Origin of the sequence: Natronosalvus caseinilyticus, from assembly GCF_017357105.1 — an archaeon.
Classification (GTDB): domain Archaea; phylum Halobacteriota; class Halobacteria; order Halobacteriales; family Natrialbaceae; genus Natronosalvus; species Natronosalvus caseinilyticus.
Genome location: NZ_CP071596.1, coordinates 2,875,790 through 2,900,270 on the forward strand (window position 1 = coordinate 2,875,790; position 24,481 = coordinate 2,900,270).

The 24,481-nt window shown below is 62.3% G+C and carries 28 protein-coding genes; 13 read left to right on the forward strand and 15 right to left on the reverse strand.

All coding sequences use genetic code 11. The features are described 5' to 3' along the window. Positions 1-7: 7 nt before the first annotated feature. Positions 8-424, forward strand: a complete 417-nt coding sequence (locus tag J1N60_RS13770; protein WP_226777400.1) for a PIN domain-containing protein — start codon at positions 8-10, stop codon at positions 422-424. Between the two features lie 537 nt (positions 425-961). Here J1N60_RS13770 and J1N60_RS13775 read toward each other — a convergent pair. The 7 genes from J1N60_RS13775 to J1N60_RS13805 all read right to left on the reverse strand — a co-directional run bounded on the left by J1N60_RS13775 (position 962) and on the right by J1N60_RS13805 (position 5,333). Then, the gene (locus J1N60_RS13775) at positions 962-1,315 is read right to left on the reverse strand and encodes a type II toxin-antitoxin system PemK/MazF family toxin (RefSeq protein WP_312908299.1); all 354 of its coding nucleotides are present in this window, start codon (positions 1,313-1,315) and stop codon (positions 962-964) included. Further along, a complete protein-coding gene (locus J1N60_RS13780) occupies positions 1,312-1,551 on the reverse strand; it encodes a hypothetical protein (RefSeq protein WP_312908301.1) in 240 nt (79 codons plus the stop codon). The genes J1N60_RS13775 and J1N60_RS13780 overlap by 4 nt, the downstream gene beginning before the upstream one ends. 147 nt (positions 1,552-1,698) lie before the next feature. Next, positions 1,699-2,091, reverse strand: a complete 393-nt coding sequence (locus J1N60_RS13785; protein WP_312908302.1) for a type II toxin-antitoxin system VapC family toxin — start codon at positions 2,089-2,091, stop codon at positions 1,699-1,701. Next, positions 2,088-2,348, reverse strand: coding sequence for an antitoxin VapB family protein (locus J1N60_RS13790; RefSeq protein WP_312908303.1), 261 nt, complete (start codon positions 2,346-2,348; stop codon positions 2,088-2,090). The genes J1N60_RS13785 and J1N60_RS13790 overlap by 4 nt, the downstream gene beginning before the upstream one ends. Before the next feature lie 291 nt (positions 2,349-2,639). Next, entirely contained in the window at positions 2,640-3,626 is a 987-nt protein-coding gene (locus tag J1N60_RS13795; protein WP_312908304.1) for a sulfite exporter TauE/SafE family protein, read from the reverse strand. Further along, positions 3,608-3,781 carry a DUF7512 family protein gene (locus tag J1N60_RS20670; RefSeq protein ID WP_425499355.1) on the reverse strand — a complete coding sequence of 58 codons (174 nt, stop codon included), beginning with the start codon at positions 3,779-3,781 and terminating at the stop codon, positions 3,608-3,610. The genes J1N60_RS13795 and J1N60_RS20670 overlap by 19 nt, the downstream gene beginning before the upstream one ends. Positions 3,782-3,896: 115 nt before the next feature. Beyond that, the gene (locus J1N60_RS13805; RefSeq protein WP_312908306.1) at positions 3,897-5,333 is read right to left on the reverse strand and encodes an FAD-binding oxidoreductase; all 1,437 of its coding nucleotides are present in this window, start codon (positions 5,331-5,333) and stop codon (positions 3,897-3,899) included. 149 nt (positions 5,334-5,482) lie between these two features. Between J1N60_RS13805 and J1N60_RS13810 the strand changes: the two genes are divergently transcribed. Beyond that, positions 5,483-6,394, forward strand: coding sequence for a helix-turn-helix transcriptional regulator (locus tag J1N60_RS13810; protein ID WP_312908308.1), 912 nt, complete (start codon positions 5,483-5,485; stop codon positions 6,392-6,394). A gap of 54 nt (positions 6,395-6,448) precedes the next feature. Here J1N60_RS13810 and J1N60_RS13815 read toward each other — a convergent pair whose 3' ends face one another. Next, entirely contained in the window at positions 6,449-6,844 is a 396-nt protein-coding gene (locus J1N60_RS13815; protein WP_312908309.1) for a CopG family ribbon-helix-helix protein, read from the reverse strand. A gap of 97 nt (positions 6,845-6,941) precedes the next feature. Here J1N60_RS13815 and J1N60_RS13820 point away from each other — a divergent pair, with 97 nt between their 5' ends. Further along, complete coding sequence (locus J1N60_RS13820; protein ID WP_312908311.1) at positions 6,942-7,820, forward strand: hypothetical protein; 879 nt, start codon at positions 6,942-6,944, stop codon at positions 7,818-7,820. Positions 7,821-7,907: 87 nt separating this feature from the next. Here J1N60_RS13820 and J1N60_RS13825 read toward each other — a convergent pair whose 3' ends face one another. Together J1N60_RS13825 and J1N60_RS13830 are read right to left on the reverse strand one after the other, a co-directional pair. Next, entirely contained in the window at positions 7,908-10,172 is a 2,265-nt protein-coding gene (locus tag J1N60_RS13825) for a CDC48 family AAA ATPase (protein WP_312908313.1), read from the reverse strand. Beyond that, a complete protein-coding gene (locus J1N60_RS13830; RefSeq protein ID WP_312908314.1) occupies positions 10,169-10,417 on the reverse strand; it encodes a DUF7127 family protein in 249 nt (82 codons plus the stop codon). Before J1N60_RS13830 ends, J1N60_RS13825 begins: the two co-directional genes overlap by 4 nt. 194 nt (positions 10,418-10,611) lie before the next feature. On the opposite strand from J1N60_RS13830, the gene J1N60_RS13835 reads away from it, so the two are divergent. From J1N60_RS13835 to J1N60_RS13845, 3 genes are all read left to right on the forward strand, one after another. Then, entirely contained in the window at positions 10,612-11,388 is a 777-nt protein-coding gene (locus J1N60_RS13835; protein ID WP_312908315.1) for an alpha/beta fold hydrolase, read from the forward strand. A 237-nt stretch (positions 11,389-11,625) separates the two neighbouring features. Further along, entirely contained in the window at positions 11,626-12,621 is a 996-nt protein-coding gene (locus J1N60_RS13840) for a PhoU domain-containing protein (RefSeq protein ID WP_312908317.1), read from the forward strand. A gap of 131 nt (positions 12,622-12,752) precedes the next feature. Then, positions 12,753-12,980 carry a DUF7511 domain-containing protein gene (locus tag J1N60_RS13845; RefSeq protein WP_312908319.1) on the forward strand — a complete coding sequence of 76 codons (228 nt, stop codon included), beginning with the start codon at positions 12,753-12,755 and terminating at the stop codon, positions 12,978-12,980. Positions 12,981-13,008: 28 nt separating this feature from the next. Here the strand turns inward: J1N60_RS13845 and J1N60_RS13850 are convergent, their stop codons facing one another. Then, entirely contained in the window at positions 13,009-13,380 is a 372-nt protein-coding gene (locus J1N60_RS13850; protein ID WP_312908321.1) for a 30S ribosomal protein S8e, read from the reverse strand. 293 nt (positions 13,381-13,673) lie between these two features. Between J1N60_RS13850 and J1N60_RS13855 the strand changes: the two genes are divergently transcribed. From J1N60_RS13855 to pstB, 7 genes are all read left to right on the forward strand, one after another. Continuing rightward, the gene (locus J1N60_RS13855; protein ID WP_312908323.1) at positions 13,674-14,756 is read left to right on the forward strand and encodes a phosphate ABC transporter substrate-binding protein PstS family protein; all 1,083 of its coding nucleotides are present in this window, start codon (positions 13,674-13,676) and stop codon (positions 14,754-14,756) included. 60 nt (positions 14,757-14,816) lie between these two features. Then, positions 14,817-15,785, forward strand: coding sequence for a phosphate ABC transporter permease subunit PstC (gene pstC / locus J1N60_RS13860; RefSeq protein ID WP_312908324.1), 969 nt, complete (start codon positions 14,817-14,819; stop codon positions 15,783-15,785). Further along, the gene (pstA, locus tag J1N60_RS13865; protein WP_312908325.1) at positions 15,786-17,381 is read left to right on the forward strand and encodes a phosphate ABC transporter permease PstA; all 1,596 of its coding nucleotides are present in this window, start codon (positions 15,786-15,788) and stop codon (positions 17,379-17,381) included. 430 nt (positions 17,382-17,811) lie between these two features. Next, the gene (locus J1N60_RS13870; protein ID WP_312908326.1) at positions 17,812-18,786 is read left to right on the forward strand and encodes a PstS family phosphate ABC transporter substrate-binding protein; all 975 of its coding nucleotides are present in this window, start codon (positions 17,812-17,814) and stop codon (positions 18,784-18,786) included. Beyond that, positions 18,783-19,712, forward strand: a complete 930-nt coding sequence (gene pstC, locus J1N60_RS13875; protein WP_312908327.1) for a phosphate ABC transporter permease subunit PstC — start codon at positions 18,783-18,785, stop codon at positions 19,710-19,712. The genes J1N60_RS13870 and pstC (J1N60_RS13875) overlap by 4 nt, the downstream gene beginning before the upstream one ends. Then, positions 19,712-20,611 (forward strand): phosphate ABC transporter permease PstA, encoded by a 900-nt coding sequence (pstA, locus tag J1N60_RS13880; RefSeq protein WP_312908328.1) that lies wholly within the window; start codon positions 19,712-19,714, stop codon positions 20,609-20,611. The genes pstC (J1N60_RS13875) and pstA (J1N60_RS13880) overlap by 1 nt, the downstream gene beginning before the upstream one ends. An 11-nt stretch (positions 20,612-20,622) precedes the next feature. Next, entirely contained in the window at positions 20,623-21,483 is an 861-nt protein-coding gene (gene pstB, locus J1N60_RS13885; RefSeq protein WP_425499294.1) for a phosphate ABC transporter ATP-binding protein PstB, read from the forward strand. 59 nt (positions 21,484-21,542) lie between these two features. Here the strand turns inward: pstB and J1N60_RS13890 are convergent, their stop codons facing one another. From J1N60_RS13890 to J1N60_RS13905, 4 genes are all read right to left on the reverse strand, one after another. Continuing rightward, the gene (locus J1N60_RS13890) at positions 21,543-22,055 is read right to left on the reverse strand and encodes a GNAT family N-acetyltransferase (protein WP_312908331.1); all 513 of its coding nucleotides are present in this window, start codon (positions 22,053-22,055) and stop codon (positions 21,543-21,545) included. A gap of 82 nt (positions 22,056-22,137) precedes the next feature. Continuing rightward, entirely contained in the window at positions 22,138-23,067 is a 930-nt protein-coding gene (locus tag J1N60_RS13895) for a DMT family transporter (RefSeq protein ID WP_312908333.1), read from the reverse strand. A 44-nt stretch (positions 23,068-23,111) separates the two neighbouring features. Next, entirely contained in the window at positions 23,112-23,591 is a 480-nt protein-coding gene (locus J1N60_RS13900) for a universal stress protein (RefSeq protein WP_312908335.1), read from the reverse strand. A gap of 60 nt (positions 23,592-23,651) precedes the next feature. After that, complete coding sequence (locus tag J1N60_RS13905; protein WP_312908336.1) at positions 23,652-24,473, reverse strand: nucleoside phosphorylase; 822 nt, start codon at positions 24,471-24,473, stop codon at positions 23,652-23,654. Positions 24,474-24,481: the final 8 nt, after the last annotated feature.

Genomic DNA, 24,481 nt, shown 5'->3' on the forward strand with positions numbered 1-24,481 from the left:
CCGACGAATGAAGTTGGTTATCGACGCCAATGTCGTCATCTCAGCGCTCATCGCCGACTCGAAAACCCGCGAACTCATCGTTACGCTCGAACCAGATCTCGTGACACCCGAGTTCGTCCACGACGAAATCGAGAACTACACGGAGTTGATCGTCGATAAATCTGGGATGCACCCGGATCGAGTCGCGCAGTTCATTGACCTCCTGTTTCAGTATATTGAGGTCGTCCCCGCCAGCAAGTTCTATCCCTATATCAAGGAGGCCAACGCGGCGATCGGTGAGACTGATCCCGACGATGTGCTGTACGTCGCGTGTGCCCTCGCCAGTGACGCGGACATCTGGAGCGACGACACCGACTTCGATGAGCAAGATATCGTCGAGACCCATTCGACGACCGACGTGATCGACTCGTTCGACACGCGCTAACCGACCGATACTAACAATTATAGGCCTCGGCAGTTTCGTTTATATATGTCGCCTAGTGAAGGACGCTAAACCCTATATTCGACAGGATGATTTTGTGATCAGACGTTGTTTTCGCGAGAATCCATGGTGGATTTCATCGAACTGAACAAAGTAGAACAGCGCGAGTCTAGGTAGCACATAACGCTCTTAGCTATACGTTCGATACCGCGTTATTTATCAAGCGATGCTCGCGGTATTCTCCGCCCGAGCAAGTCGAGTGATTACTGAACGCGAACTCGTGAAAGATGCCCTTCGTGTGACCAGCGGAAGCGTCCTCATCGGATTCGGAGTTAAACTGGCGCTCGAACGAAGAACTCCGGCTTAGGTTTACGAGAGAATACTCACGTTGCCAACTGCCGTTCCGGACGCTATGAAGAATGCAGTAACGTAGATGGAATCTGTAACGTCAGTCCGAGATTTGAACAAGGTTTCCCAAAGGCCATCACACGAAGACCGATAGCGCCGGTCGCAGGTGTAGTTGACCCGGAAATCGGTGACTCAATCCAGCCCGAGACTCAGTTTCAGTGCTTCGTCCACCTCGGACATGGTCGGCTCGCTCAGACTCCCGATAACCGAGTGAATCCGCTTTTCGATAGAGACGACGCGAATCTGGTCGAGGCGAACTGAGGAGTCCTTCTCGAACGGTGACCCATCCTCTTCGACCAGCACTTCGAACGGGTAGCCTCGATGCGTACCTGTCGCTAGAGCAACGATGGTCGTACTGGAGTTGCGATTTCCAATATCGTTTTGCACGACCACCGCAGGCCGAGTCTTTTTCATCTCGTGGCCCTCGGCAGGGTCGAGACGAACGACTACGACGTCACCGCGCCGAACCTCGGTCTTCTCGCTCATTCATCGAGTCCGTTCCATGCCTCGTCAGATGCTCCCTTCCACTCCTCAGCGAGATGGTCGGCGCTCTCGGATGCCTCGCGGTACGCGGCAGCTAATTCGTCCTCGTCAGGTCGGTCAGATTCGACTTCGACGACGGCGACAGTCACGCGCTTGTTCGCGTACTCCGTCCCGAGGTAGATTCGACCTCGGTCGTCAGTCTCGTTGGTTTGTAGGTCGTGAGCATCTACTTTCGTCATGGTACGCACTACGGGTCACTTCTGGATAAGCCTTACCCACTATTACCCACAGTGGCTATCCTCTGTGAGCGTACCAAGGATTTCACCTGGCTGAATAAGGTTGAGCAAAGGGGAAACCGGTAGCAGTTACTCTATCGATAATTTCCACTAGTACGACTGTACCTCCAGGTCATCGACACGGTTGAAATGTTTGGTATTTCTCGTGATAATCGGCTCATCGTTCAGGAGGGCAGTTGCTGCGATAATACAATCCTCTCGCTCGATCCGCCTGCCGCCGTTAATTAGTTCACCGGAGAGTTTCCCGGCTTTTCGCATGACGGCCTGGTCGGCACTTACCACGTGCTTCGTTTCCAGTACGTCAAGGATACGTTCTCGTTTCGTTTCTGGCGCTTGTGAACGGGCGACACCCTCGTAGAGTTCGAGCACCGTTACGGAGGACACTTTCTGTGGTCGTGATTCCTTCTCAACGATGTCGAGAATCCGTTTTGCGTTTTCGTCACCACGTAACAGGTCGATGATAAACGATGTATCCTGAATCATTCCGCCTTCTCGTTACCAACGGCTTCGTCTAGCTCCGCTGTGAGGCGGTTACTCCGCTCTTTGGACCGAGTGCGCCCCTCCTGGATAGCGCTTTCGAGGTCCGTCGCCTCCTCCTCGGAAAGGATACCTGCGACTTCGTTCCACGACCGTTCTCCCGCGAGGCGTTTGACGGTTTCACTGAAACTCTCCCCTTCTTTCTTTCGAGCCTTCAACCGCTCGTAGGCTTCTTCGTCGAGTGAAATCGTTTTTGTCGCCATTGTAGTACACAGCACTACATGCACACTTAAAAAGTATGGCGTCTAGACCATGCTCGTTACGAACGGAGAACGGCGGACTGGAAAAGCGGCAAAGTACACAGAACTGTGTAACGTAAATTATCGACCTAAACAGCGTCGAGCAGCAAGAAAGTCGATAGCCGGATTCGGCTGTTTCAGGGCATCTATTGCTGACCGGGTAGTCAACTTCCGGCTTGTGTTTACCTCGTAGTCGGATTAACGTAATATCATCCATCCATCATTAAGGGGAAGTTCGGGCCCAGCTTGCTCTGGTTACGACGCATCCGGCGTTCGTGACGCAGAGACACGTGCGCGACCGATGGCAGTGATTACTACCGCAGCACTCGCTGCAATCGCCGCACCAAAAATGAGAACTATACTTGCCGTGTGAAGTGGTTCGACGCCGAGTAGCGCACTCAGCTTTTTCAGAGCTACAGCCAGGCTTCCTACGAGCAGTACTGCTGCGAAGTATTCCTTGATGACGTCCTCGTCGACGAGCGTCGATGCTCCTGCACCGATGCGAGCACCGAGCGCACTTCCCACGAGTAGCAAACTAACAACGGGGAGGGAAACCGCGCCGGTTCGTGCGTAGACAAACGCGCCGAACGCACCGGACACGGTGATTTGAAGGATGTCAGTTCCGACGGCGATTCCAGCAGGAACGCCGAGTCCATATAGCATCGCGGGCAGTAGCAGGAATCCTCCACCAACACCGAGGAATCCAGAGAGCGTTCCGACGATCCCACCGATTGCCAGGATAACCCAGACTGACACCCTGACGTCACCGGTCAACGACACCATCGGAGGACAGTCAAAAGTTTGTACACGATTAGTGAGATTATCTCCGAGATATTCGTCCCTCTCCTGACGTGCATCACGCAGGGTGAACAGTCCGACGAGGGCGAGAAGGGTGATGTACGCGACGCCGATGACGAGGCCAGCCGACCCGAACTCTTCCAGTACCACGACTGCTCGTCTCCCGACTTCGATCCCGGCGGTCATAGCCACCGTCAGCAACGCGACGAGTTTGTAGTCGATCTGACCGTGGGTGCGATGCCTGAGCGCGGCCACGACGCTCGTCCCGAACACGAAGGCGAGTCCACTTCCGACTGCCACTTTTGCCGGATAGCCAAGGACGAGCAGCGCTGGCGTGACGAGGAACGACCCACCCATCCCGAAGAACCCGAAGAGAACACCGACCAGCAGACCAAATCCGACGAAGACGGCAATCGATACGAGGCTTAATCCGAGGAATTCCATGCGGAGTCTCCACCGAGCAACTCACGAATCGACGGCTTGACGATTGCCACGAGAGCGCCGTAACCGACGTACAGCACGATAGCCTCGGCGAGTACGAGGCCGACAACCGTTAGAGCCTGCACAGTTCCACTCGGTACTGTATACGTATCGCGGATGACGGGAAACGTAGCTGCGACCAGTAGAACGCCGACCGAAACCCCGAGTATACTCACGAACACGACGCGGGCGGTCGACGGTCGCTGCGGGGCACCTACCGATTCGCTCTCGAATTTACTCATCGATGCCATCCCCACCGTTAGTTTGCACAGCCCCGGACGGTGTGATGTTCTGGTTACGGCTGAAGAAATTCGTCGGGTCGTACTCGTCCTTCAGCGCAACTAATCGCTCGTAGGCAGGTCCGAACGTGGTCCGCATCATGTCCTCGCCTTCCTCGAGGAATCCAGGGAAGTTGAGGTAGACCGACCCGTCCGAGAACTGCCGCATGTCGTCGAGACAGTCACGCACCCACTCGAGGTTGGCATCGTCGTCGTCCGGACGTTCCCAGTTGGCTTCGACACCCAGCAGGAATGGAGCGTGCCGCCCCGCGAACGCACTGTCCTCGGGGTCGACCTGAGCGATTGCGCCCCCTAGCTGCCAGACGTCGACCGTCGAGAGCGGAGAGGGTGCCACGTCGGCCCAGTAGGCGATGCGGTCGATGGCGGACTCTGACAGTCCGTCGAGATACAGCGACTTCCAGTAGTAGCGCATCCCGTCTGGGTAGTCCTCATCGAGGATCTGCTGGAGGTCGGTGTAGGGCATCACCCCGCTGAAATCAGCGATCGGCTCTGCGAGTTCACGCAGGGCGGACAGCGCTCGTGTCCCGTTGTCGACGGGTCCGGCGTAGCATCCCATAATGGCGAATTTCTGGCGATGGACGTCGTCGCCCTCGAACAGTTCTTCGTCGGGCAGTTCGCCCGCGAAGACGAGCGTGCTCACCTCGTCGGGTGACGATTCGACGTACTCGCGGTACGCTCGCAGGCAATCAGTCAGCTGATCACTCGGATAGAACACCAGGCAGGCCGCCACGTCGGGCCCAATCGGATGGAGTTCGAACTCGAAGCCGGTGACGACTCCGAAGTTTCCGCCGCCCCCGCGAAGTCCCCAGAAGAGGTCCTCGTGTTCGTCCTCGCTGGCAGTCAGATAGTCGCCATCCGCGGTAACGAGGTCCACGGAGCGGAGGTTGTCACAACTGAGGCCGTACCTACACCGGAGGTGGCCAATCCCACCGCCGAGGGTGAGTCCCGCGACACCCGTGTCCGAGACGACGCCGCCGGGGGTCGCCAGCCCGAACACCTGCGTCTCGTGATCGACGTCTGCCCACGTGGCGCCGGCTTGAACCCACGCCGTCCGTTCGTCAGGGTCGACCCACACGCTCCTCATCTCGGACAGGTCGATAACGAGGCCGTCATCACAGACGGCAGTCCCGGCGACGTTGTGGCCACCACCGCGAACCGCCACCACCAGGTCGTGTTCACGGGCGACATGTACTGCGATGATGACGTCGGCGACTCCACGACACCGAGCGATGAGTGCGGGTCGCTTGTCGATCATCCCGTTCCAGACGGCGCGTGCATCGTCATAGTGGGGATCGGTGGGTCGAATCAGATCGCCGTGAAATTCCGCTTCGAACTGTTCGATCCGATCGTCACCGGCCTTTTGACGTGTCATGCCCACCTGTACGGCGTCACAGCTGTTGGCCTCACCTGTCGAGCGCTGTTCGATGGGATGAGCGGCGTTTCAGACCGTGAGAGGAGTTACGAAGCACGAACGGGATAGAGTTACCCTCGTTGCCGACGATTCTCTAGGAAGTGAGCCAGATGATGCCTGACAAACACGGTAGATACGGTGACGACCGTCACCTCCGACCAGGCTCGCCGATCTTCGAGGCCATTCTGGAGAACGAGCGAAACCGTCGCCAGCTCGGCCACCGGCTGAACACAGCAGGAAATCGCGTGGATACAGACCAGCTCGGCGATATCGTCCGACATGGACCCGTCCTCGAAGCACTCCTAGAAGAACCTCTCGACCGTGGAGAGATCGAAGACCGTCTCGACGTTTCTCGAGCGACGAGTCACCGCTTCACACAGTGGCTCGGCGAACAGGGATTCGCCGAGAAAGTCGACGGGCGGTTTCGATTGACCGGCCGAGGCGAAGTCGTCGCAGAGGAAGTGCTCCGATTCGAGGCGAACGTACATACTGCACAGAAGCTGACACCGCTGCTCGACGTGATCTGTGAAAACCACCGAGAGTTCGTCGTCGAACCGTTCGTGGACGCGACCGTTACCGTCGCAGAACCAGATGACCCGTACCGGCCTGTCGAACGGTTTATCTCACTCGTCCGGGAGTCGGAGACGTTCCGTGGATTCAATACGACACACATGGCACCACTTGCTCTCGGCGGATTCCACGAGCAACTGTTCGATGCAACTGACACGGAAATCGTCTACCTCCCCCATATCGCCGAGACGCTCTTCGACACGTATCCCGAGCGTGCTCAGAAGGCGATCGAGAGTGGCCACCTCGCCCTTCGAACGCGCGACCAACTGCCGTATGGGCTCGCTCTCTTCGACGAGTGCGTCGGAATAGGAGGATACGACGAAACGACGGGGCTCATGCAGGTGTTCGTCGATACAGACGAACCAATTGCACGCGAGTGGGCCGAACGTGTCTACGCCTCTATCAGAGAGGATTCGGAGCAACTCGACGACCGAGCCGATTCGACACGCTAACAGTACTTCGAAATTCGACGTGGTGTGAACCCGAAACGTCGTTCTGGATTCGAGTCAGCCGACCTGGTCCTGAATCACCATCACCTTCACCCGACGCACCCCGTCGAAGTCGCGCAGTCGATAGGTGAGTTCTCGAACGCGGTCGGCGCTTCCCCGGCAGAACAGCGACTCGAGACACCACTCCTGCTGGTGGGTGTGGCTCGTGTTGAGGATGACGTCCTGGAACTCGTGCTGGGCGGTGTGGAGTTCCCGGATCACGTCGTGGTGACGGTAATCGAAGCCGACGAGGGCGACCACCTCGCCGGTCGTCTCCTCCAGCCGCGAATGTGACTCGATGTACTCGAGCATTGCCTCTCTCACGGCTCGAGAGCGGTTGTCGAGTCCCTGGTCCTGCCAGACCTGGTCGAACGCGTCGACGACGTCGTCGGGAATGCTAAAACTGGTTCGCATGGTGGTTCGTTGCTGGGAAAAGCAGGCCGCGTATGATGAATCCCCCGTTTCGGTAGTAACAATGGTTAAGCCGGGCGTCCCGCGATAGGCGACACGAATGATCCCGTCCGATCTAACAGGGCTGTTCCTCGGGGCGGTCGTCCTCGGGGCTATACACGGCATCGAGCCAGGGCACGGGTGGCCGGTGGCGGCGTCGTACGCGCTCGATCAGACGAACAAGTGGGTGTACGGGTTCGCGGCGAGTTTCATCCTCGGCGTCGGCCACCTCGTGAGCAGCATCGCGATGGTGGGGGCCTTCTTCTACGCGAAGTCGTACTTCGAACTCACGCAGGTGAACGAACCGCTGACGATACCCGGTGGCGTACAGATTGGCGGTCCGGTCAGTCTGGTCGCTGGCATCTTGCTCATCGGGCTCGGCGTTCGGGAGTATCGTCACGGGCACAGTCATGGACACGGACACTCACACGATGGAGACGGGCACGGTCAGGGCCACTCACACGACGGACATGGGCACTCACACGAGTCCCATCACCACGATCACGACCATCACGAGCACCACCACGAAGACGACCACGACCACCACGAAAGCGCCGGACTTCTGACCCGACTGAAACGCGCACTCCCGTTCGTCGGTGGCCACGACCACGACCACACTCACGACCACGGGCACGGCAACCTCGAGGACGCCGCCGACCGCGGACTCCTCGGCATCGCCTGGTTCGCCTTCCTCCTCGGATTCGCCCACGAGGAGGAGTTCGAAATCATCGCCCTCTGTTCGGGGTCGAACTACTGCCTCGAGTTGATGGCCGCTTACGCGATCACCGTCATCATTGGAATCGTCACCCTGACCATGCTGCTGGTCGCGGGTTACGAACGTCACGAAGAGACGGTCGAGAAGTACACGCCGTACCTGCCGGCGTTCTCCGCGGCTGTCCTCATCGTAATGGGGCTCGGGTTCGTCGCAGGAGTGCTATGAATCCGCTCAGTAGTTCGTCAGTCGGTCGATGAAAATTCGCCGCAAAATCGCGTTTCAGCCTTCAGGCTCGCAAGGAGAGCAGTCGGCTTACTGGAACGTTCGGCCGACCTGCTCTTCTTTCGGCTGGGGTTCGCTCGACTGGAACTGCGATTCGATCTCCTCGTAGCGCTCGCGCGTCTCCTGGGTCACGCTCGGAGGAACCTCCTCGAGCGCTTGCTCGAAGTGAGCCTTGCTGACCCGGACGTTCCCGACGGCATCGCCGATGTCCTCGGGATCGACCGTCTCGATGAACTCGCGCGTCGCGGCCATAGACGCCTCGCGGCAGACGGCCTCGATGTCCGCACCGACGTAGCCTTCCGTCTGACTCGCGAGCCAGTCGAGGTCGATTCCCTCGGCCAGCGGTTTGTCGCGGGTGTGGACCTCGAAGATCTTCTTGCGGGCCTCCTCGTCCGGGACGGGAACGTGGATGTGACGGTCGAGTCGCCCGGGTCGGAGCAAGGCCGTGTCGATCAGGTCCGGCCGGTTCGTCGTTGCGATAACGACCACGTCCTCGAGTTCCTCGAGGCCGTCGAGTTCGGTCAGGAGCTGGGAGACGACACGCTCCCCGACACCCGAATCCATCTGGCCGCTGCCACGTTCGGTCGCGATGGAGTCGATCTCGTCGAAGAAGATCACGGTCGGTGCGTTCGACCGGGCCTTCTCGAACACCTCGCGGACGCCCTTCTCGGACTCGCCGACGTACTTGTTCAGCAGTTCGGGACCCTTGATCGAGATGAAGTTCGACTGGGCCTCGTTGGCGACGGCCTTCGCGAGCAGGGTCTTCCCGGTCCCCGGCGGACCGTACATGAGGACGCCCTTCGCGGCCTCCATGTCCATCGCCTGGAAGACCTCGGGGTAGTCCAGCGGCCACTGAATGGTCTCCTGGAGTCGGTCTTTGGTCTGCATGAGACCGCCGACGTCGTTCCAGGTGACGTCCGGCACCTCGACGAACACCTCGCGGAGCGCCGATGGCGTGATGCCCTTGAGCGCCTCCTTGAAGTCCTTCTCGGTGACGCGCAGGCGCTCGAGCACCTCGGCATCGATCTCCTCCTGTTCGAGGTCGAGTTCGGGCCGGATGCGCCGAAGCGCGTTCATTGCCGCTTCCTTCGTCAGGCTCTCGAGGTCGGCACCCACGAAGCCGTGGGTGTTCTCGGCGTACTGATCGAGGTCGACGCTGTCCGAGAGGGGCATCCCGCGGGTGTGCACCTGCAGGATCTCCGTCCGGCCGTCCTTGTCCGGAACGCCGATCTCGATCTCGCGGTCGAACCGGCCGCCACGTCGGAGCGCGGGGTCGATGGCGTCGACGCGGTTGGTTGCCGCGATGACGGTGACTCGTCCGCGCTCCTCGAGGCCGTCCATCAGCGAAAGCAGCTGGGCGACGACGCGTCGTTCGACGTCGCCGCCGGCGTCCTCGCGCTTGGCCGCGATCGAGTCGAGTTCGTCGACGAAGACGATCGCCGGGGCGTTCTCCTCGGCTTCCTCGAACACCTCGCGGAGCTTCTCTTCGGATTCTCCGTAGTACTTCGACATGATCTCCGGCCCGGAGATGGTCTGGAAGTGGGCGTCAATCTCGTTGGCGACGGCTTTGGCCATCAGGGTCTTCCCCGTTCCCGGCGGGCCGTGCAGGAGAACGCCCTTCGGCGGCTCGATGCCGAGCTGCTGGAACAGTTCCGGGTGGCGCATCGGCAACTCGATCATCTCGCGAACCTGATCGAGTTCGCTGTCGAGACCACCGATGTCCTCGTAGGTGACGTTCGGGATTCCTTCCTGGCCAGAGCCGCTGCCGGCGCTGATCTGTTCGGCAGGCGTCTCGGAGATCTGAATCTCCGTCGAGTCCGTGATCACGACTGTCCCTTTCGGGGACGTCGAGGCGATCTTCAGAGGGACCGACTGACCGGAGCTGGCCATCGGGCCGAACGAGAGCGAGAAGGGCACCGTCTGGCCCTCGGTGACGGCCTGGCCACTCAGTTTGTCGCGTACGAGCGGGCCGATGTCACCGCGGATCCGGAGATTCTGGGGAAGCGCCACGGTGACGCTCGAGGCCTGTTTCACGTCGGCTTTCTCGACAGTGACGCGGTCGTCGATGCCGACGCCGGCCTCCTGGCGGATGCGACCGTCGATGCGGACGACGCCTCGGCCCTCATCCTCGGGGTACCCCGGCCAGACGCGGGCGACGGCCCGGTCCTCGCCGTTGCCCTCGATCAGGATGTAATCGCCGTTCTCGAGGCCGAGTTCGCTCATCGACGAGCGGTCGATGGCGGCCAGTCCGCGACCTGCGTCTTTTTGCTTGAGGGGTCTGACGGTGAGTTTCATTGGGATGCCTCCAGGTCGATAGTGAGGACGCCGTTTTTCATAAACGCTTGCGCGTCACTCGCCTGTGCTGGCACCTCGAGTTCGTACTGTTCGTCGCCAGCGACGACGAGAACGGTCCCGTCGACGACCTCGGCGGATGCGTCGACGGAGTCGCCGCCAAAGTCGATGACGATCGTCGATCCGTCGTCGTTCTCGAACCGACGGACCAGTCGTTCGTCGTCGCGAGCAAGTTGTGCTATTTTCATTGTAACTAACCCAAGGTAAGCAGTACTAGTATAAATATCTTCCGTAAGGAATCGCCATACGTGAACAGAAATACCGATAGCGATAGTTTTGCGGTCCTACCCCCATTGGTCGACGAAAACCGACGACGACAGTGACGAGACGAATGAGTCCCCCGTCATTCCCACTTATCAGGGCGCCCGTCGTGTATCTACGCATGCACACGGTGGAACACCAAGAACGCGAAACGGCATACGTGCGTGCCGACCGCGACGGGTCAGGGGACCCGATCTGTTTCGTTCACGGAAGCGGCGGTTCGAGCGCCGTCTGGAAGTCCCAGCACCGCCTCGGCAGTCAGCACCCCATCGTCGCGCTCGATCTGAGCGGTCACGGAGACTCCACGGACGTCGACGCCAATCCAGGCTACTCGACGCTCTCGGCGTACGCTGACGACGTCATCGCGGTCCTCGAGGAGACGGACGCTCGCATGCTCGTCGGCAACTCCCTGGGTGGGGCCGTCACCATGCACGTCCTCCTCGAGCGAGCGGACGAGGTCGACCTCGACGGAGCGATACTGACCGGAACGGGGGCACGACTGGGCGTGCTCGAGGACCTTCGCTGGTGGCTCGAGAACGACTTCGAGCGGGCGATCGAGTTCCTGCACGAACCGGACCGGCTCTTTCACGACCCGGACCAGCGCCTGCGATCGATCTCGATGGAGACCATGCGCGAGTGCGGGCAGACGGTCACGCGACGGGACTTCCTCACGTGCCACGAGTTCGACGTCAGAGATCGACTTCACGAGGTCGACGTTCCCGTCCGGGCGATCTACGGCGAACACGACCAGCTCACGCCGCCGTGGTTCCACGAGTTCCTCGTCGAGGAGATTTCGGACGCCGACGGGGTCGAGATAGCCGACGCCGCCCACCTCTCGATGCTCGAGCGACCGACCGCGTTCAACGAAGCGCTGGTCGGATTCCTCGAGAGACTATAGATCGTTTTATTCTATATAGCACTACGTATGAGAGGTATTCTCGAGTGATCTCTCACGATCAAAATAGTCTGGTATAGAATTTCGGGTTGGTAAGTAGCGGTCTTCGGCAGCCCTATTCCCTACGTACGTCTGGCGAAAACCAACTTCATAGTACAAATCTACCGGCATGTGCTACTGAGACGAGGACGATCTATAGATTTGTATAGATTTATATGTTCGTGATTGCGTGGTTTCGGTATGGAGACGCGAAAAGTCCAGGTGACCGGCGGGTCGACGTACACCGTCTCACTCCCGAAGTCCTGGGCAACCGCGAACGACGTCAGCGCCGGATCGGTCGTCGAGTGCTATCCGGAGGACGACGCCCTCCTGTTGACGCCCCAGCGCGAGAGCGACCGCCAGAAAGGAACCCTCGACATCTCCAACCTCGAGGGCGAGCGTCTCACTCGGGCGGTCATGACGATGTACGTCAGCGGCTTCGACATCATCGCGCTCGAGGCCAGTCGCATCACGACCGACCAGCGCCGGGCGATCAGGAGCGCGACCCAGGGGCTGGTCGGCGTCGAAGTCCTCGAGGAGACGACCAACAGCGTCGTCATCCAGGACCTGCTCGACTCCTCGGAGCTGTCAATCGTCAACGCTGTCAACCGCATGCGCCTGATCGCCGCCTCGATGCTCGAGGACGCCGTCACGGCGCTCATCGAGAACGACGACGACATCGCTCGTGACGTGATCGAGCGCGACGACGACGTCGACCGGCTCTGGCTCGTCGTTTCCCGCATCTTCCGTGCGACGCTCCGCTCGCCCCGGGCCTCCGAAGAACTCGGCGTCTCCCGTGAGGACTGCTTCGACTATCACTCCAGCGCCCGCCAGCTCGAGCGCGTCGCCGATCACGCGGTCAAGATCAGCAAACTCGCGATGAAGCTCGAGGACGTCTCCGAGGAGGTCGCCGACGCGCTGGTCGAGCTGTACGACGAGACGTTCGACGTCTTCGAGAAGTCCCTCGACGCGCTCTTCGCCGACGACAGCGACGAGGCGACGGAGCTGGGTCACGACGCGCTCGAGGCCGTACTCGAGATCGACGAGCACACGCGGTCGATCGACCACATGCTCCGGGACCTCGACTCGGTCCAGGCCCAGTCGCTCGGCCTGATCGTCGACTCGCTCTCCCGAAGCGCCGATTACGGCGGGAACATCGCGGAGACGGCACTCCAGAAGGCGGCGCCCCGTCCCTGACTGTGGTCCTCGTCAGTCCTCCATAGCGGTACGTAGCCATCCGGCCGCATCGGGAATACAACTAGCAGCGATTTTTACGAGGTCGCTCGAGGCCCCGAATACAGGGTCCCCAGGAGGACGCTGGTATACCAATGACGACTGTGTCCAACGGTTCCGACACGCGAACGGCGACCGATCCCGGCGACGGAAAGGCGGCACCACCGATGTACACGGCGATTATCGTTCGCTACGACGACCGTCCCGCCCGCTGTACGATCGCACCGCGGGACGCATCTGCAGGCGAGGCTGGATTCGACACGATGACGACGTGGCTCACCGCGAACGCAGACGTGTTCGTCGACCTCGAGGAGATGCGGTGACAGTGACGGAAAATCGACGACCGAGCGCTTACTCGAGAAGGACGGCGTTGACCTGACCGACCTGCCCGGGTCGCGAGGTGACGCGGGCCTGGCCTTCACTCGTGTCGATGACGGCGCCTTTCGTGATGATGTTTCGACGCACGTAGTTCGGATTGGCGTCGTTCTCGACGACGTCCGTGATCTCGGCGGTCACCGTCTCCTCGCCCGTGCTGACGCTGGCAACGTTCGTCGCGAGCGCGCGAGTCTTCTCGCCGTTACCGCGGGCGTCGATGGTACGAAAGCGAGACTCGCCGACCTGGGTCTCGGTCGGGTGGCGACCGAGCTGGTGTTTTCGTCGGTTGTTGAAGGACTTCAGTCGTCCGCCGGTGCGCTTTCGCGTAGAGCGTCCCTGGTCTTGCATACGCTCACGAAGTCGCGGCGCATACTTGAATGCACCTCTTCGGATCGACGCCTCGAGCCGCCCGTCCCGGCGACGTTCGCTCGAGCGATCGGCATCGATGGAGGCTAAGCGAAGCGACGCTGTCGACGGCCTCAGGTTTCGTTCGATACCTCCGATACCTCCGATACGTCCGATACGTCCGATACGTCCGATACGTTCGATTACGGTCCCAACGATACCAGTATTGGCGACTCTGTAGCCGTATATACCAGTCATAGCATCGTACTTACGGAGATAGGGGAATCCCTCATTCGATGGTCGACAATCAGCTTCGAACGGTGAGCGGTCTGGCAACGCGACGGAAGGTCATCGCGGCGACTGGCGCCGTGGGGACGGGTCTGATTGCCGGATGTGCAGAGAACGAAGCGAGCGGCGACGGGAACAGTGGTAACGGCGGCAACGCCAATGGAAACGGAAATGGCAATGGCAACACCGAAAACACCGTCGAGGGAACCGTCCGTATCTCCGGAAGCAGCACCGTCTTCCCCGTCTCGGAAGCCGCTGGTGAGGAGTTCTCCACCATGCACGGCGGGTTCGAGTACGAACTCTCGAGCGACGGGAGCACCGGCGGGATAGAGAACTTCTTCATCCCCGGTGAGAGCGCCGTCACTGGCTCGAGTCGGCCGATACTCGAGGAAGAAATCGAGGGCTGTCAGGACACCGGCTTTCAGCCGATCGAGTTTCAGTGCGCGGGCGACGCGCTGACGGCGATCGTCAATCCGGAGAACGACTGGCTCGACTGCGTCGACTACGAGACGATGCAGGAAGTATGGCTCCCGGACGACGCGCCCGAGACGTGGGCCGACATCGACCCCGAGTGGCCCGACGAGGAAATCGAGCTCTTCGGCCCCGCCACGACGTCGGGGACGTACGACTACTGGACGGGCGAAGTGCTCGACGACTTCCGGAGCATCCGCGAGGACTTCCAGGGAACCGAGGAGGACGATCTCATCGCGGAGGGCGTCGCCGGGAATCCGTACGCACACGGCTATCTTCCCTATGCGTACTACGACAACAATCCCGAGGGCATCAAGGCGCTCGAGTTCGACGGCGGCGACGGGTGTACGGCGCCGAGCCTCGAGGCCGCCTCCGATGGATCATACCCGCTCGCACGCCCGATCTTCTGGTACGTCAACCAGAACAAGCTCCAGGAGGACGAGGCCGTACAGGCGTTCGTCGAGTTCGCTATCGAGCTGTCGGGCGACTTCGAGATCGTCTCCGAGGAGATCGGCTACGTCGCCATGAACGACGACGAGGTGCAGGAGAACCTCGAGCGCCTCCAGGCCGCGATCGATGGCGAGATCAGCGACGAAGACGCGATCCCGTCGGCAAACTGACCCTCGACGGTCGTTCAGTACTCCCATGGCACTAACATGCATTCGACGAGGGACCCACCGATGAGCGGCGACGTTTCGCAACGCGAGTGGCAACGCCCGGAAGCGAACGTTCGCCGGGAGCGGATCTACGAGTATGCGCTTCTGGGCTGTGCGACGCTGACCGTCGTGATCACGGTGGGGATTCTCTACACGCTCTTTTCGGACGCGCTGTACTTCTTCGAAGAGTACGCTGGCTTGCTCGACGGCTCGATCGCGAACGCCCTCTCGGAGTTCGTCACCGGGAAGAACTGGCGGCCGACGATTCGGCCGTACGCCTACGGCCTGTTGCCGCTGCTGAGCGGCACGATCGTCGTCACCGTCGCTGCCGCCGCCATCGCGCTTCCGTGCGGCCTCGGCGCGGCGATCTACCTGAGCGAGTACGCCCGCCCGACGACGAGAGCGTATCTGAAGCCAGCGCTCGAGGTGCTGGCGGGCGTTCCGACGATCGTTTACGGCTACTTCGCGCTCGCGTACGTCACGCCGTTCCTCGACCGATTCCTGCCGCTATCGACGTTCAACGCGCTGTCGGCCTCGATCATGATGGGGATCATGATCGTCCCGATGATCTCCTCGATCAGCGAGGATGCCCTGCGTGCGGTTCCCGATTCACTTCGGGAGGCGGGGTATGGGCTGGGCGCGACGAAATTCGACGTGTCGGTTCGCGTCATCGTGCCCGCGGCGTTTTCGGGGATCATCTCGTCGTTCATCCTCGCGCTCTCGCGAGCCATCGGCGAAACCATGATCGTCACCGTCGCGGCCGGGCAGAACCCGAAGATGCTGATCGTCGATCCGACCAGACTCGACGAGAACCTGTACGACTCGATCCAGACGATCACCTCGGCGATGGTACAGGCCGCAGGATCGGACACGGCGGGCGGAACGCCGGTGTTCTGGTCGATGTTCGCCCTCGGCCTCGCGCTGTTCGTCGTCACCTTCACGATGAATCTGATCGCCGACGCCGTCCAGCGTCGCTACAGGGAGGTGTACTAGATGGGAATTCGCACCAACGAACGCGAGTGGGTCGGCGGCTCGAGCACCCTGGCGAGAATCCGCGGCGGAGCGTTCAAGTACGTCTGTCTCAGCACCGCGCTGTTCGGCATCGTCACGCTCTTCGTGCTACTCGCGTACGTCGCGATCGACGCAGTCGAGTTGCGCGAGGCCGACCCTGCCTGGTTCGCCATCGTCGGAGCGACCCTCGTCTTCCCAATCGCGCTGTTCGGCTGGCGGGTTCGGGGAACCCCGGCGGCCGACGTCGCGAAGACGAGCGTCGGCGGCGTGTTGCTCGCGGCGGGCCTCGGCTGCTTCCTGACCGTTGCGTTCACGGTCGTCACCCCCTACGTGTGGGCGGCGTACGTTCTGCTGGCGGTCGCGCCCACTGTCGCGGCAGCGCGGTACGGCGACCGTTTCGAGCGACTCGACGGCTCCGGTCCGCTCGTGATGGCGACCGTCGCGCTGGGCGTGATCGTCGCGACCGCCCTGCTAGGGCCGATCACCGCCATCCTCGGACTGGCGAAGCCGTGGATCCTGTACCTGCTCACGGCGACCGTTCCCGTCGCCGGTGCGCTCCTCTGGTGGGCGAGGACTCGAGACGACCATGCGGCCGGTGTCGCCGCCGCATTGACCGTCGCGGCGACCGTCGGACTCGGCCTCCTCGTCGAGGTCGGAGCGCTCGAGAGCGCCGGCGCGCCGATCGCCTTCCTGCTCGGGTTCGTCGGTCCGGCGACCGTCGTTCTCGCGGACGGCTACCGTCGCGGCCCCGCCGCCAGGATCGGTCTGCTCGCGATCCCGATTATCCTGGGCGGCGCGGTCGCGGCCGTCGTCGCCTCCTTGCTGCTGGGAGTCCCGATGCCCAACCCCTGGCTTCGGCCGGAGTTCTTCCAGCAGGGGCCGTCCCGAACCCCCGAAAAAGCTGGCCTCTACCCGCCGATCGTCGGGTCGATATTCATGCTGATCGTGATGATCGTCGCCGTGTTCCCCCTCGGCGTCGGTGCGGCGATCTATCTGGAGGAGTACGCCACGGACAACTGGCTCACTCGCCTCATTCGCATCAATCTCACCAACCTGGCGGGCGTGCCATCGGTCGTCTACGGACTCCTCGGTCTGGCGATCATCGCTCGTCACTTCGGCTTCGGACGGGGAACGGTCATTACGGCGGGGTTAACCGTGGGGCTACTCGTCTTGCCGATCGTCATCATTTCGACCCAGGAGGCGATTCGGTCGGTGCCGAACTCGGTCCGACAGGCGTCCTACGGGATGGGTGCGAGTCGATGGCAGACGACGCGAGAGGTCGTCCTCCCGGAGGCGTTCCCCGGCATCCTGACCGGAACGATTCTGGCGCTCGGCCGAGCAATCGGGGAGACCGCGCCGCTCATCATGATCGGGGCCGCGACGTCGGTCTCGAGCGCCCCGGATTCGCTGTTCGGGACCGTCACCGCGATGCCGCTCCAGATCTTCTCCTGGCGGAGTTACTTCGACCCAGACTTCCGGTACGGCGTCGTGGCGGCGGGCGTCATCACGCTCCTCGTTATCCTTCTCGGCATGAACGCGGCCGCGATCATCCTGCGAAACCGCCTCGAGAAACGGTGATCGGGGTGACAGGAGGGCAGCCCCGTGCCTTGCTGGGGACCTGTTCATCGTGCACGATGGAACTTCGTTTGATGGAACTGGTACCGATCAAACCGCGACGACCGTTAGATGTTCGGCGCGGGAATACGCCGATAACGATGGCATCGGCGAGTTCTGCTCCTCTCGAGTCTTCATCCGTCGACGAGAATGCGTCGGGTCGATCTCCCGACAACCGGGTCTCGACATATATAGCGCGCCGACGTATTCGGGAGGCCGAAAATCGCTTGCAACTCGAGCTACATATCGGTGCTCTTGCTGAAGACACATACCGCCGCTACAACCCCCAAGCGCACTCGAATCGCGGAGAATCGCCTTTCGCCACGTATGACTATATAGAACTATGTTCTCATCATAGTAGACTATTTACCTCGTCTGGGGTATCCATCCGGTGATGTCGAGAGACGCCTCTGGCGTGCCGTCGACCGGTCTCGGGAGACGGGAACTGCTCGCCGCGACGGGGGTCGCGGCGACCGCCGGGCTGGCCGGTTGTACCGACGTACTGGCTGAAGAGGGGAAACAGGTACCGATCGCCGGAAGCAGCACGGTCTTTCCCGTGACCGAAGCCGTCGCCGCGGCGTACTTCGAGGAACGACCGAACGTCAACGTCTCCATCAGTCAGACGGGGACCGGCGGCGGTTTCTCGAACTTCTTCTGTCCGGGCATGACCGCGATCAACAACGCAAGTCGCGAGGTCGCGGACATCGAACGCGAACAGTGTAGCGAGAACGGAATCGAACCGATCGAGTTCACCATCGCGAGGGACGCGCTGACTGTCGTCGTCAACCCCGACGCCGACTGGGTTGACTGCCTCACCGTCGAGGAACTCCGGGAGATCTGGCGCACCGACGGCGCTCAGCGCTGGAGCGACGTGCGAGACGACTGGCCCGACGAGGAGTTCGAACTGTACGGGGCCGACACCACCTCCGGCACGTTCGACTACTTCGTCGAGGCGATCATCGGCGAGGACGCGAACCACCGAAGCGACTACCACGCGACCGAGAAGGATCGGACCATCGTCCAGGGCGTTCGCGGTTCCAAACACGCCATCGGCTACTTCGGGTTCGCCTACTACGTCGAAAACCCAGACCAGATCAAGGCAGTCGGCATCGACGACGGCGACGGCTGCGTCGAACCGTCGATCGAGACGGCCATGAACGACGAGTACACCCCGCTGTCGCGACCGTTGTTCATCTACGCCGCCGACCAGGCGCTCGTCGAGCCCGAGATTCAGGACTTCCTCCGCTTTTACATCGAGCAGTCGGCGACCGACCTCGTCGAGGAGGTCGGTTACGTCCCCGTCACCGAAGAAGTGCGTGACGAGAACCTCGAGAAACTCGAGACGGCCATCGACGAGGTGACCGCATGAGCGCGATGGACCTCTCCCACGACGGGAATCGGACGGCCCGTGGCGTTTTCTTCAAATACCTCTTCACGCTGTGTGCGCTGGTGTCGATCCTGACGACGGTCGCCATCGTCCTGACGCTGTTGCTCGACGCGGTGGACTTCTTCGCCGCCGTCTCGCCGATCGACTTCCTCTTTGGCACCCGCTGGAGTCCGACGAACGAGCCCGTCGCCTTCGGCGTGTTGCCGCTGATCACGGGGACGCTCACCATCACGTTCGGGGCTGCCGCCATCGCCCTGCCGATCGGCCTGCTGACGGCCATCTACCTGAGCGAGTACGCCTCGAGTCGTCGACGGGCCTACCTCAAGCCGGCGCTCGAGGTGCTGGCAGGCGTGCCGACGGTCGTCTACGGGTACTTCGCGCTCGTGTACGTGACGCCGGCGCTGGACGCGATTCCGTTCGTGGAGCTGTCGACGTTCAACGCACTGTCGGCCTCGATCATGGTCGGCATCATGATCATCCCGATGGTCTCCTCGATCAGCGAGGACGCGATGAGCGCGGTGCCGGACTCGCTCCGGCAGGCCAGTTACGGGCTAGGGGCGACGAAGTTCACAGTCTCCACGTCCGTCGTCGTCCCCGCGGCGCTGTCGGGCATCTTCTCGTCATTCATCCTCGCGCTCTCGCGAGCGATCGGCGAAACCATGATCGTCGCCATCGCGGCGGGGCAGACGCCCAAATTGATCGACCTGACCGATCCGGCCGCACTGTTCCTCGAGTCGGTCCAGACGATGACCGCGGCGATGGTCCAGATCGGGACGAACGACGTCGTCGGCCAGTCGGTAGCCTACAAGAGCCTGTTCGCGGTCGGCCTGACGCTGTTCGTGATCACCTTCGTGATGAACCTCGTGAGCGAATTTATCGCCTCGCGCTACCGGGAGGTGTACCAGTGATGGCGGCCGAAACCGGCACCAACGACCAGTCGGTCGAGGACTCCGGCTTCGGACGCGTGAGTCGAACGAAGGACGTCGCCTTCCGCTGGCTGACCCTCGCGGCGGCGCTGGTCGGCATCCTCTCGCTCGCGGTCTTGCTGGCGTACGTCGCCGTCGACGCGATCGGCTGGCTCGACTGGCAGTTCCTCACCAATCCGCCCCACCCGAACCCGTTCGAGGCGGGCATCCTCCCGGCGCTGGTCGGGTCGATCGCGCTCATGCTCCTGATCGCGCTCGTAACCTTCCCGCTGGGCGTCGGCGCGGCGATTTACCTCGAGGAGTACGCGAGCGACGGCCCCCTCACGACGTTCATCCAGATCAACATCGCCAACCTGGCGGGCGTTCCGTCTGTCGTCTACGGCCTGCTCGGACTGGGCCTGTTCGTGAGCCTCATCGGCCTCGGCTTCGGGACCCTGATCGTGGCCGCGTTCACCGTCGCCCTGCTCATCTTACCCATCGTCATCATCTCCGCCCAGGAGGCGATCCGGGCCGTCCCCGACTCCCAGCGCCAGGCCTCCTACGGGATGGGCGCGACGAAATGGCAGACGATCCGCAACGTCGTCCTGCCGCGGGCGATGCCCGGGATCCTGACCGGGACCATCCTCGCGCTCGGTCGAGCCATCGGCGAGACGGCCCCGCTCATCATGATCGGCGCGCCGACGACCGTCTTCGGCGTCCCGAACAGCCTCCTCAGCAAGGTCAGCGCGATGCCCATGCAGATCTACACCTGGGCGCAGTACCCCGAAGCCGAGTTCCAGTACGGGGTCGTCGCCGCCGGCGTCGTCACCCTGCTCGTCGTCTTGCTGTCGATCAACTCCGTCGCGATCCTCATCCGGAACCACTACCAGCACGACCAATGACCCGAGAACCCATGACCACCTCGAAGACCGAATCGAGCGACGACCACGCCTCCCCGACGCCGAAGACCGACAGCCTGGCCGACCGGGGTACCGAAACTGATTCATCGACCACCACCGACGGTCGAACGATCCTCGAGAGTCGCGGCCTCGACGTCTACTACGGCGACGACCAGGCGCTCCAGGACGTCTCCGTGGAACTGCCCGAGAAGCAGGTGACCGCGGTCATCGGCCCCTCCGGCTGCGGGAAGTCGACGTTCCTCCGATGTATCAACCGCATGAACGACCTCGTGGACGCCGCCCGCGTCGAGGGCGAACTGCTGTTCGATGGGAAGAACGTCTACGACGACGACGTCGACCCCGTCGCCCTGCGCCGCAAAATCGGAATGGTGTTCCAACAGCCCAATCCGTTCCCCAAGTCGATCCGGGACAACGTCGCCTACGGCCTGAAGGTGCAAGGCATCGACGATAACGTCGACGAGCGCGTCGAACGCGCCCTCGAGCGTGCCGCGTTGCTCGAGGAGGTCGAGGATCAACTGGACTCGAGCGGGCTCGACCTCTCTGGTGGGCAGCAACAGCGCCTGTGCATCGCTCGCGCCATCGCCACCGACCCCGAGGTCATCCTGATGGACGAGCCAGCGTCGGCGCTCGACCCCGTCGCCACCTCGAAGATCGAGGACCTGATCGAGGAGCTGGCCAACGACTACACCGTCGTCATCGTCACCCACAACATGCAGCAGGCGGCCCGAATTTCGGACAAGACCGCCGTCTTCCTCACCGGCGGGGAACTCGTCGAGTTCGACGACACGACGAAGATTTTCGAGAATCCCGAGAGCCAGCGCGTCGAGGACTACATCACCGGCAAGTTCGGATAGCCTCGAGGTGGCGTTCGAGCGGGCGGCGGGCCCTTCGGTGCGCTCAGGCCGACGTCAGATCAGCCGAGTTCTTTTTCCATGACGATCTCGTCGTACTCGCGATACTCGAGCGGGTAGCGACCCGTCCCTTCGTATTCGCGGCGCCGGTACAGGTCGGGCAGGTACGGATGATCCTCGGGCGTCGTGAGCCAGACGGTTTCGATTCCGGCGTCTCGAGCGACCGCCTCGGCCCGGTTGAGGAGCGCCGTCCCGATGCCGGCTCCCTGGCACTGTTCGTGGACGCCGAGTCGGCTGAGTTTCATCCGACCGGGGTCCGTCGATTCGAGGCGAACACCGCCGACGACCTCACCGCAACCCGATTCGGCTCCGTCGCCTTCTTCGCCCGTATCGGCCCCCAGAACCGCGACGTAGACGCGGTGATTCCGGATCCACTCCACGACCTCGTCTTCGGTCACGGTTTCGGCTTTGGCCGGGAAGCCCAATCGACGGTTCTCCCGGTACGCGTTGTGATACGTTGCGACCAGTTCGGCGGCGTCGCCGACGGTCGCTCGTCGAATGCGAACGTCGTCCATGGCGGTAGATACTCGAGAATCGTATTTGCGATTTTGGTCGCCAGTGAGGCGACGGTCCCCGACTGCGCGACGACAGCCAGCGTTAGCTCCTGGTCGTCGCACGCAGGTTCACGAACTCGTCGCGGATGGCCCGGCGCTTGACCAGGACGAACCCGATCGCGATCAAGACGAAACCGAACACCGTCGTCCCGGTGATCACCTCGTCGAGGAGCAACCAGCCGAAAATCGCGGCGAACACCGGCGCGACGTAGGAAACCATGTTGATCTCGATCGGGCCGAGGCGCTCGAGCAAGGTGAAGTACAGGAGGAAGCCGAAGGCACTCGAGACGAGCGCGAGGTAGGCGAGCGCCCAGAACGCGTTCGGGTGGAGCCACGACGCCGGCTCGATCGGTTCGCGCAGCCCGAGGCTCAGCAGGTGCATGAGGATCGCGCCGCCGATCATCGACCAGGCCTCCATCGTCTCGATGGCCATCTCGGCGTCGAGCCGACGGGTGAGGACGCTCCCGAGGGCAAACGACGCCGCGGCGAGGAAGACGAGGCCGGTCGCGATTGCGTTCGCCGAGAGCAGGTCGTTTGGGTCCGGCTGGGCGATGACGACGACTCCACAGAGGCCGATTCCGACGCCAATCAGTCCGACCGCCGAGAGCGCGTCCGAGGGGACGAGCGCACGGGCGAACCCGGTCGTGAGGACGGGCGAGAGCGACACGACGATCGCGGCGGCGGCTGCTGTCGTGTTGAGCTGACCGACGAAGAGGAATGCGTGGTAGGCCGCGATGAGAAGCACCGATCCGATCGTGACGAGCAACCACTGGTCGCGTCCGCTCGGGAGCAAGTCACCACCGTCGACGACGTACGCGGCGTAGGCCAGCATGATGATGCCAGCGACGTCGTACCGAAGCGCGGCGAAGAGCACGGGCGGGAAGTACTCGAGGCCGGCCCCGATGGCGACGAACGCGGTTCCCCAGACGGCTGCCAGCGCGAGAAAGAGGGCGAAGTTTCGGTATCTGCTCACGAGTGGAGATTCGCCACGGGCGACCTATGCGTTTCGATCCGAAATCATTGCGACGGACCGTTCGTCTGCGTTCCGTCCCCGGCCGGTTCGACGTGCGTCTGATCGGCCCGGCGGACGACGAGGACGTCGTAGGTGTCGTCGGCGGCGACGCTACTCACCGAGGTGACGAGCCGGCCAGCGTTCTCGCTGCCGATACAAACCATCGACGCGCTTTCCTCGCGGGCGATGCGTCGGATCCGTTTGGCGATCGTCCCCGACGGGGCGTATCGGTCCACTCGCTCGACGCGGAAGGAAGCGTCCGGACACACCGTTTCCACCCGTTCGCGAAGTCCCCGCACGATCGCGTCGCCGTCGAAAGCCTTCTCGTCGTCGATCCAGCCACGGTCGGCGGCGTAGGAACGATTTCCCACTGGAACGGAGGTTACAGCCAGGATCGGTTCGTCGAACACGGCAGCGAACCGGGTTGCCTTCCACAATGCAGCCTCGGCGAGTTCCGAGCCGTCGAACGGGACGATAAGTGACATACCGAACGCACGCTCGAGGAGCGGATAAACGGGGCTTCTCGTTCTCGCCCCCCTGGAACGTCACTCGAGGCTGAGTCCGGCGTGCCAGCGGTCGACGCCGGCCTCGCGCTTGACCGCGTCCATCTTCGCCAGCAGGTGCGTCGCCAGCGAGGCGGTTTCGGCTGCTCGAGACTCGCCCTCGGTGCGGAATTCGCCGGTCACGCGGTTGGCGTAGACCGAGCAGACCGCCCCGGCCCGGAGGCCGTAGACGTTCGCGATGGTGAGGATGGCGCTGGCTTCCATCTCGATGTTGGCGACGTTGGCCTCGGTGAGTTCGTCGATCAGATCGTCGGCGCCGGCGGCCTCGAAGCCGTCGAATCCGGGTCGTCCCTGTCCAGCGTAGAAGGAGTCGGCGCTCATCGTAACGCCGGTGTGGTAGTCGTAGCCCAGGCGCTCGGCGGCGGCGACCAGCGCGCTGACGACCTCGTAGTCGGCCGTGGCGGGGTAGTCATCGCGGACGTACTCGTCGCTCGTGCCCTCCTGGCGAACACCGCCGGTCGTGATCACGAGGTCGCCGACGCTCATCTCCGCTTGAAGCGCCCCACAGGAACCTACCCGGATGAACGTCTCGCATCCGACGCGGGCGAGTTCCTCGACGGCGATGGCCGCCGAAGGGCTACCGATTCCCGTCGAGGTGACCGAAATCGGCGTCCCGTCGTAGGTGCCAGTCGCCGTGCGGTACTCGCGGTGGTGCGCGCGCTCCTCGTGGTCGTCCCAGTGGGCGACGATCTTCTCGACGCGCTCGGGATTCCCCGGCAAGAGGACGGTGTCAGCCACGTCGTCGGCCGCGACCTCGAGGTGGTACTGTACGTCGGCGTTCGGGTCTTCGCTGTCGCCGGCCATAGAGACTC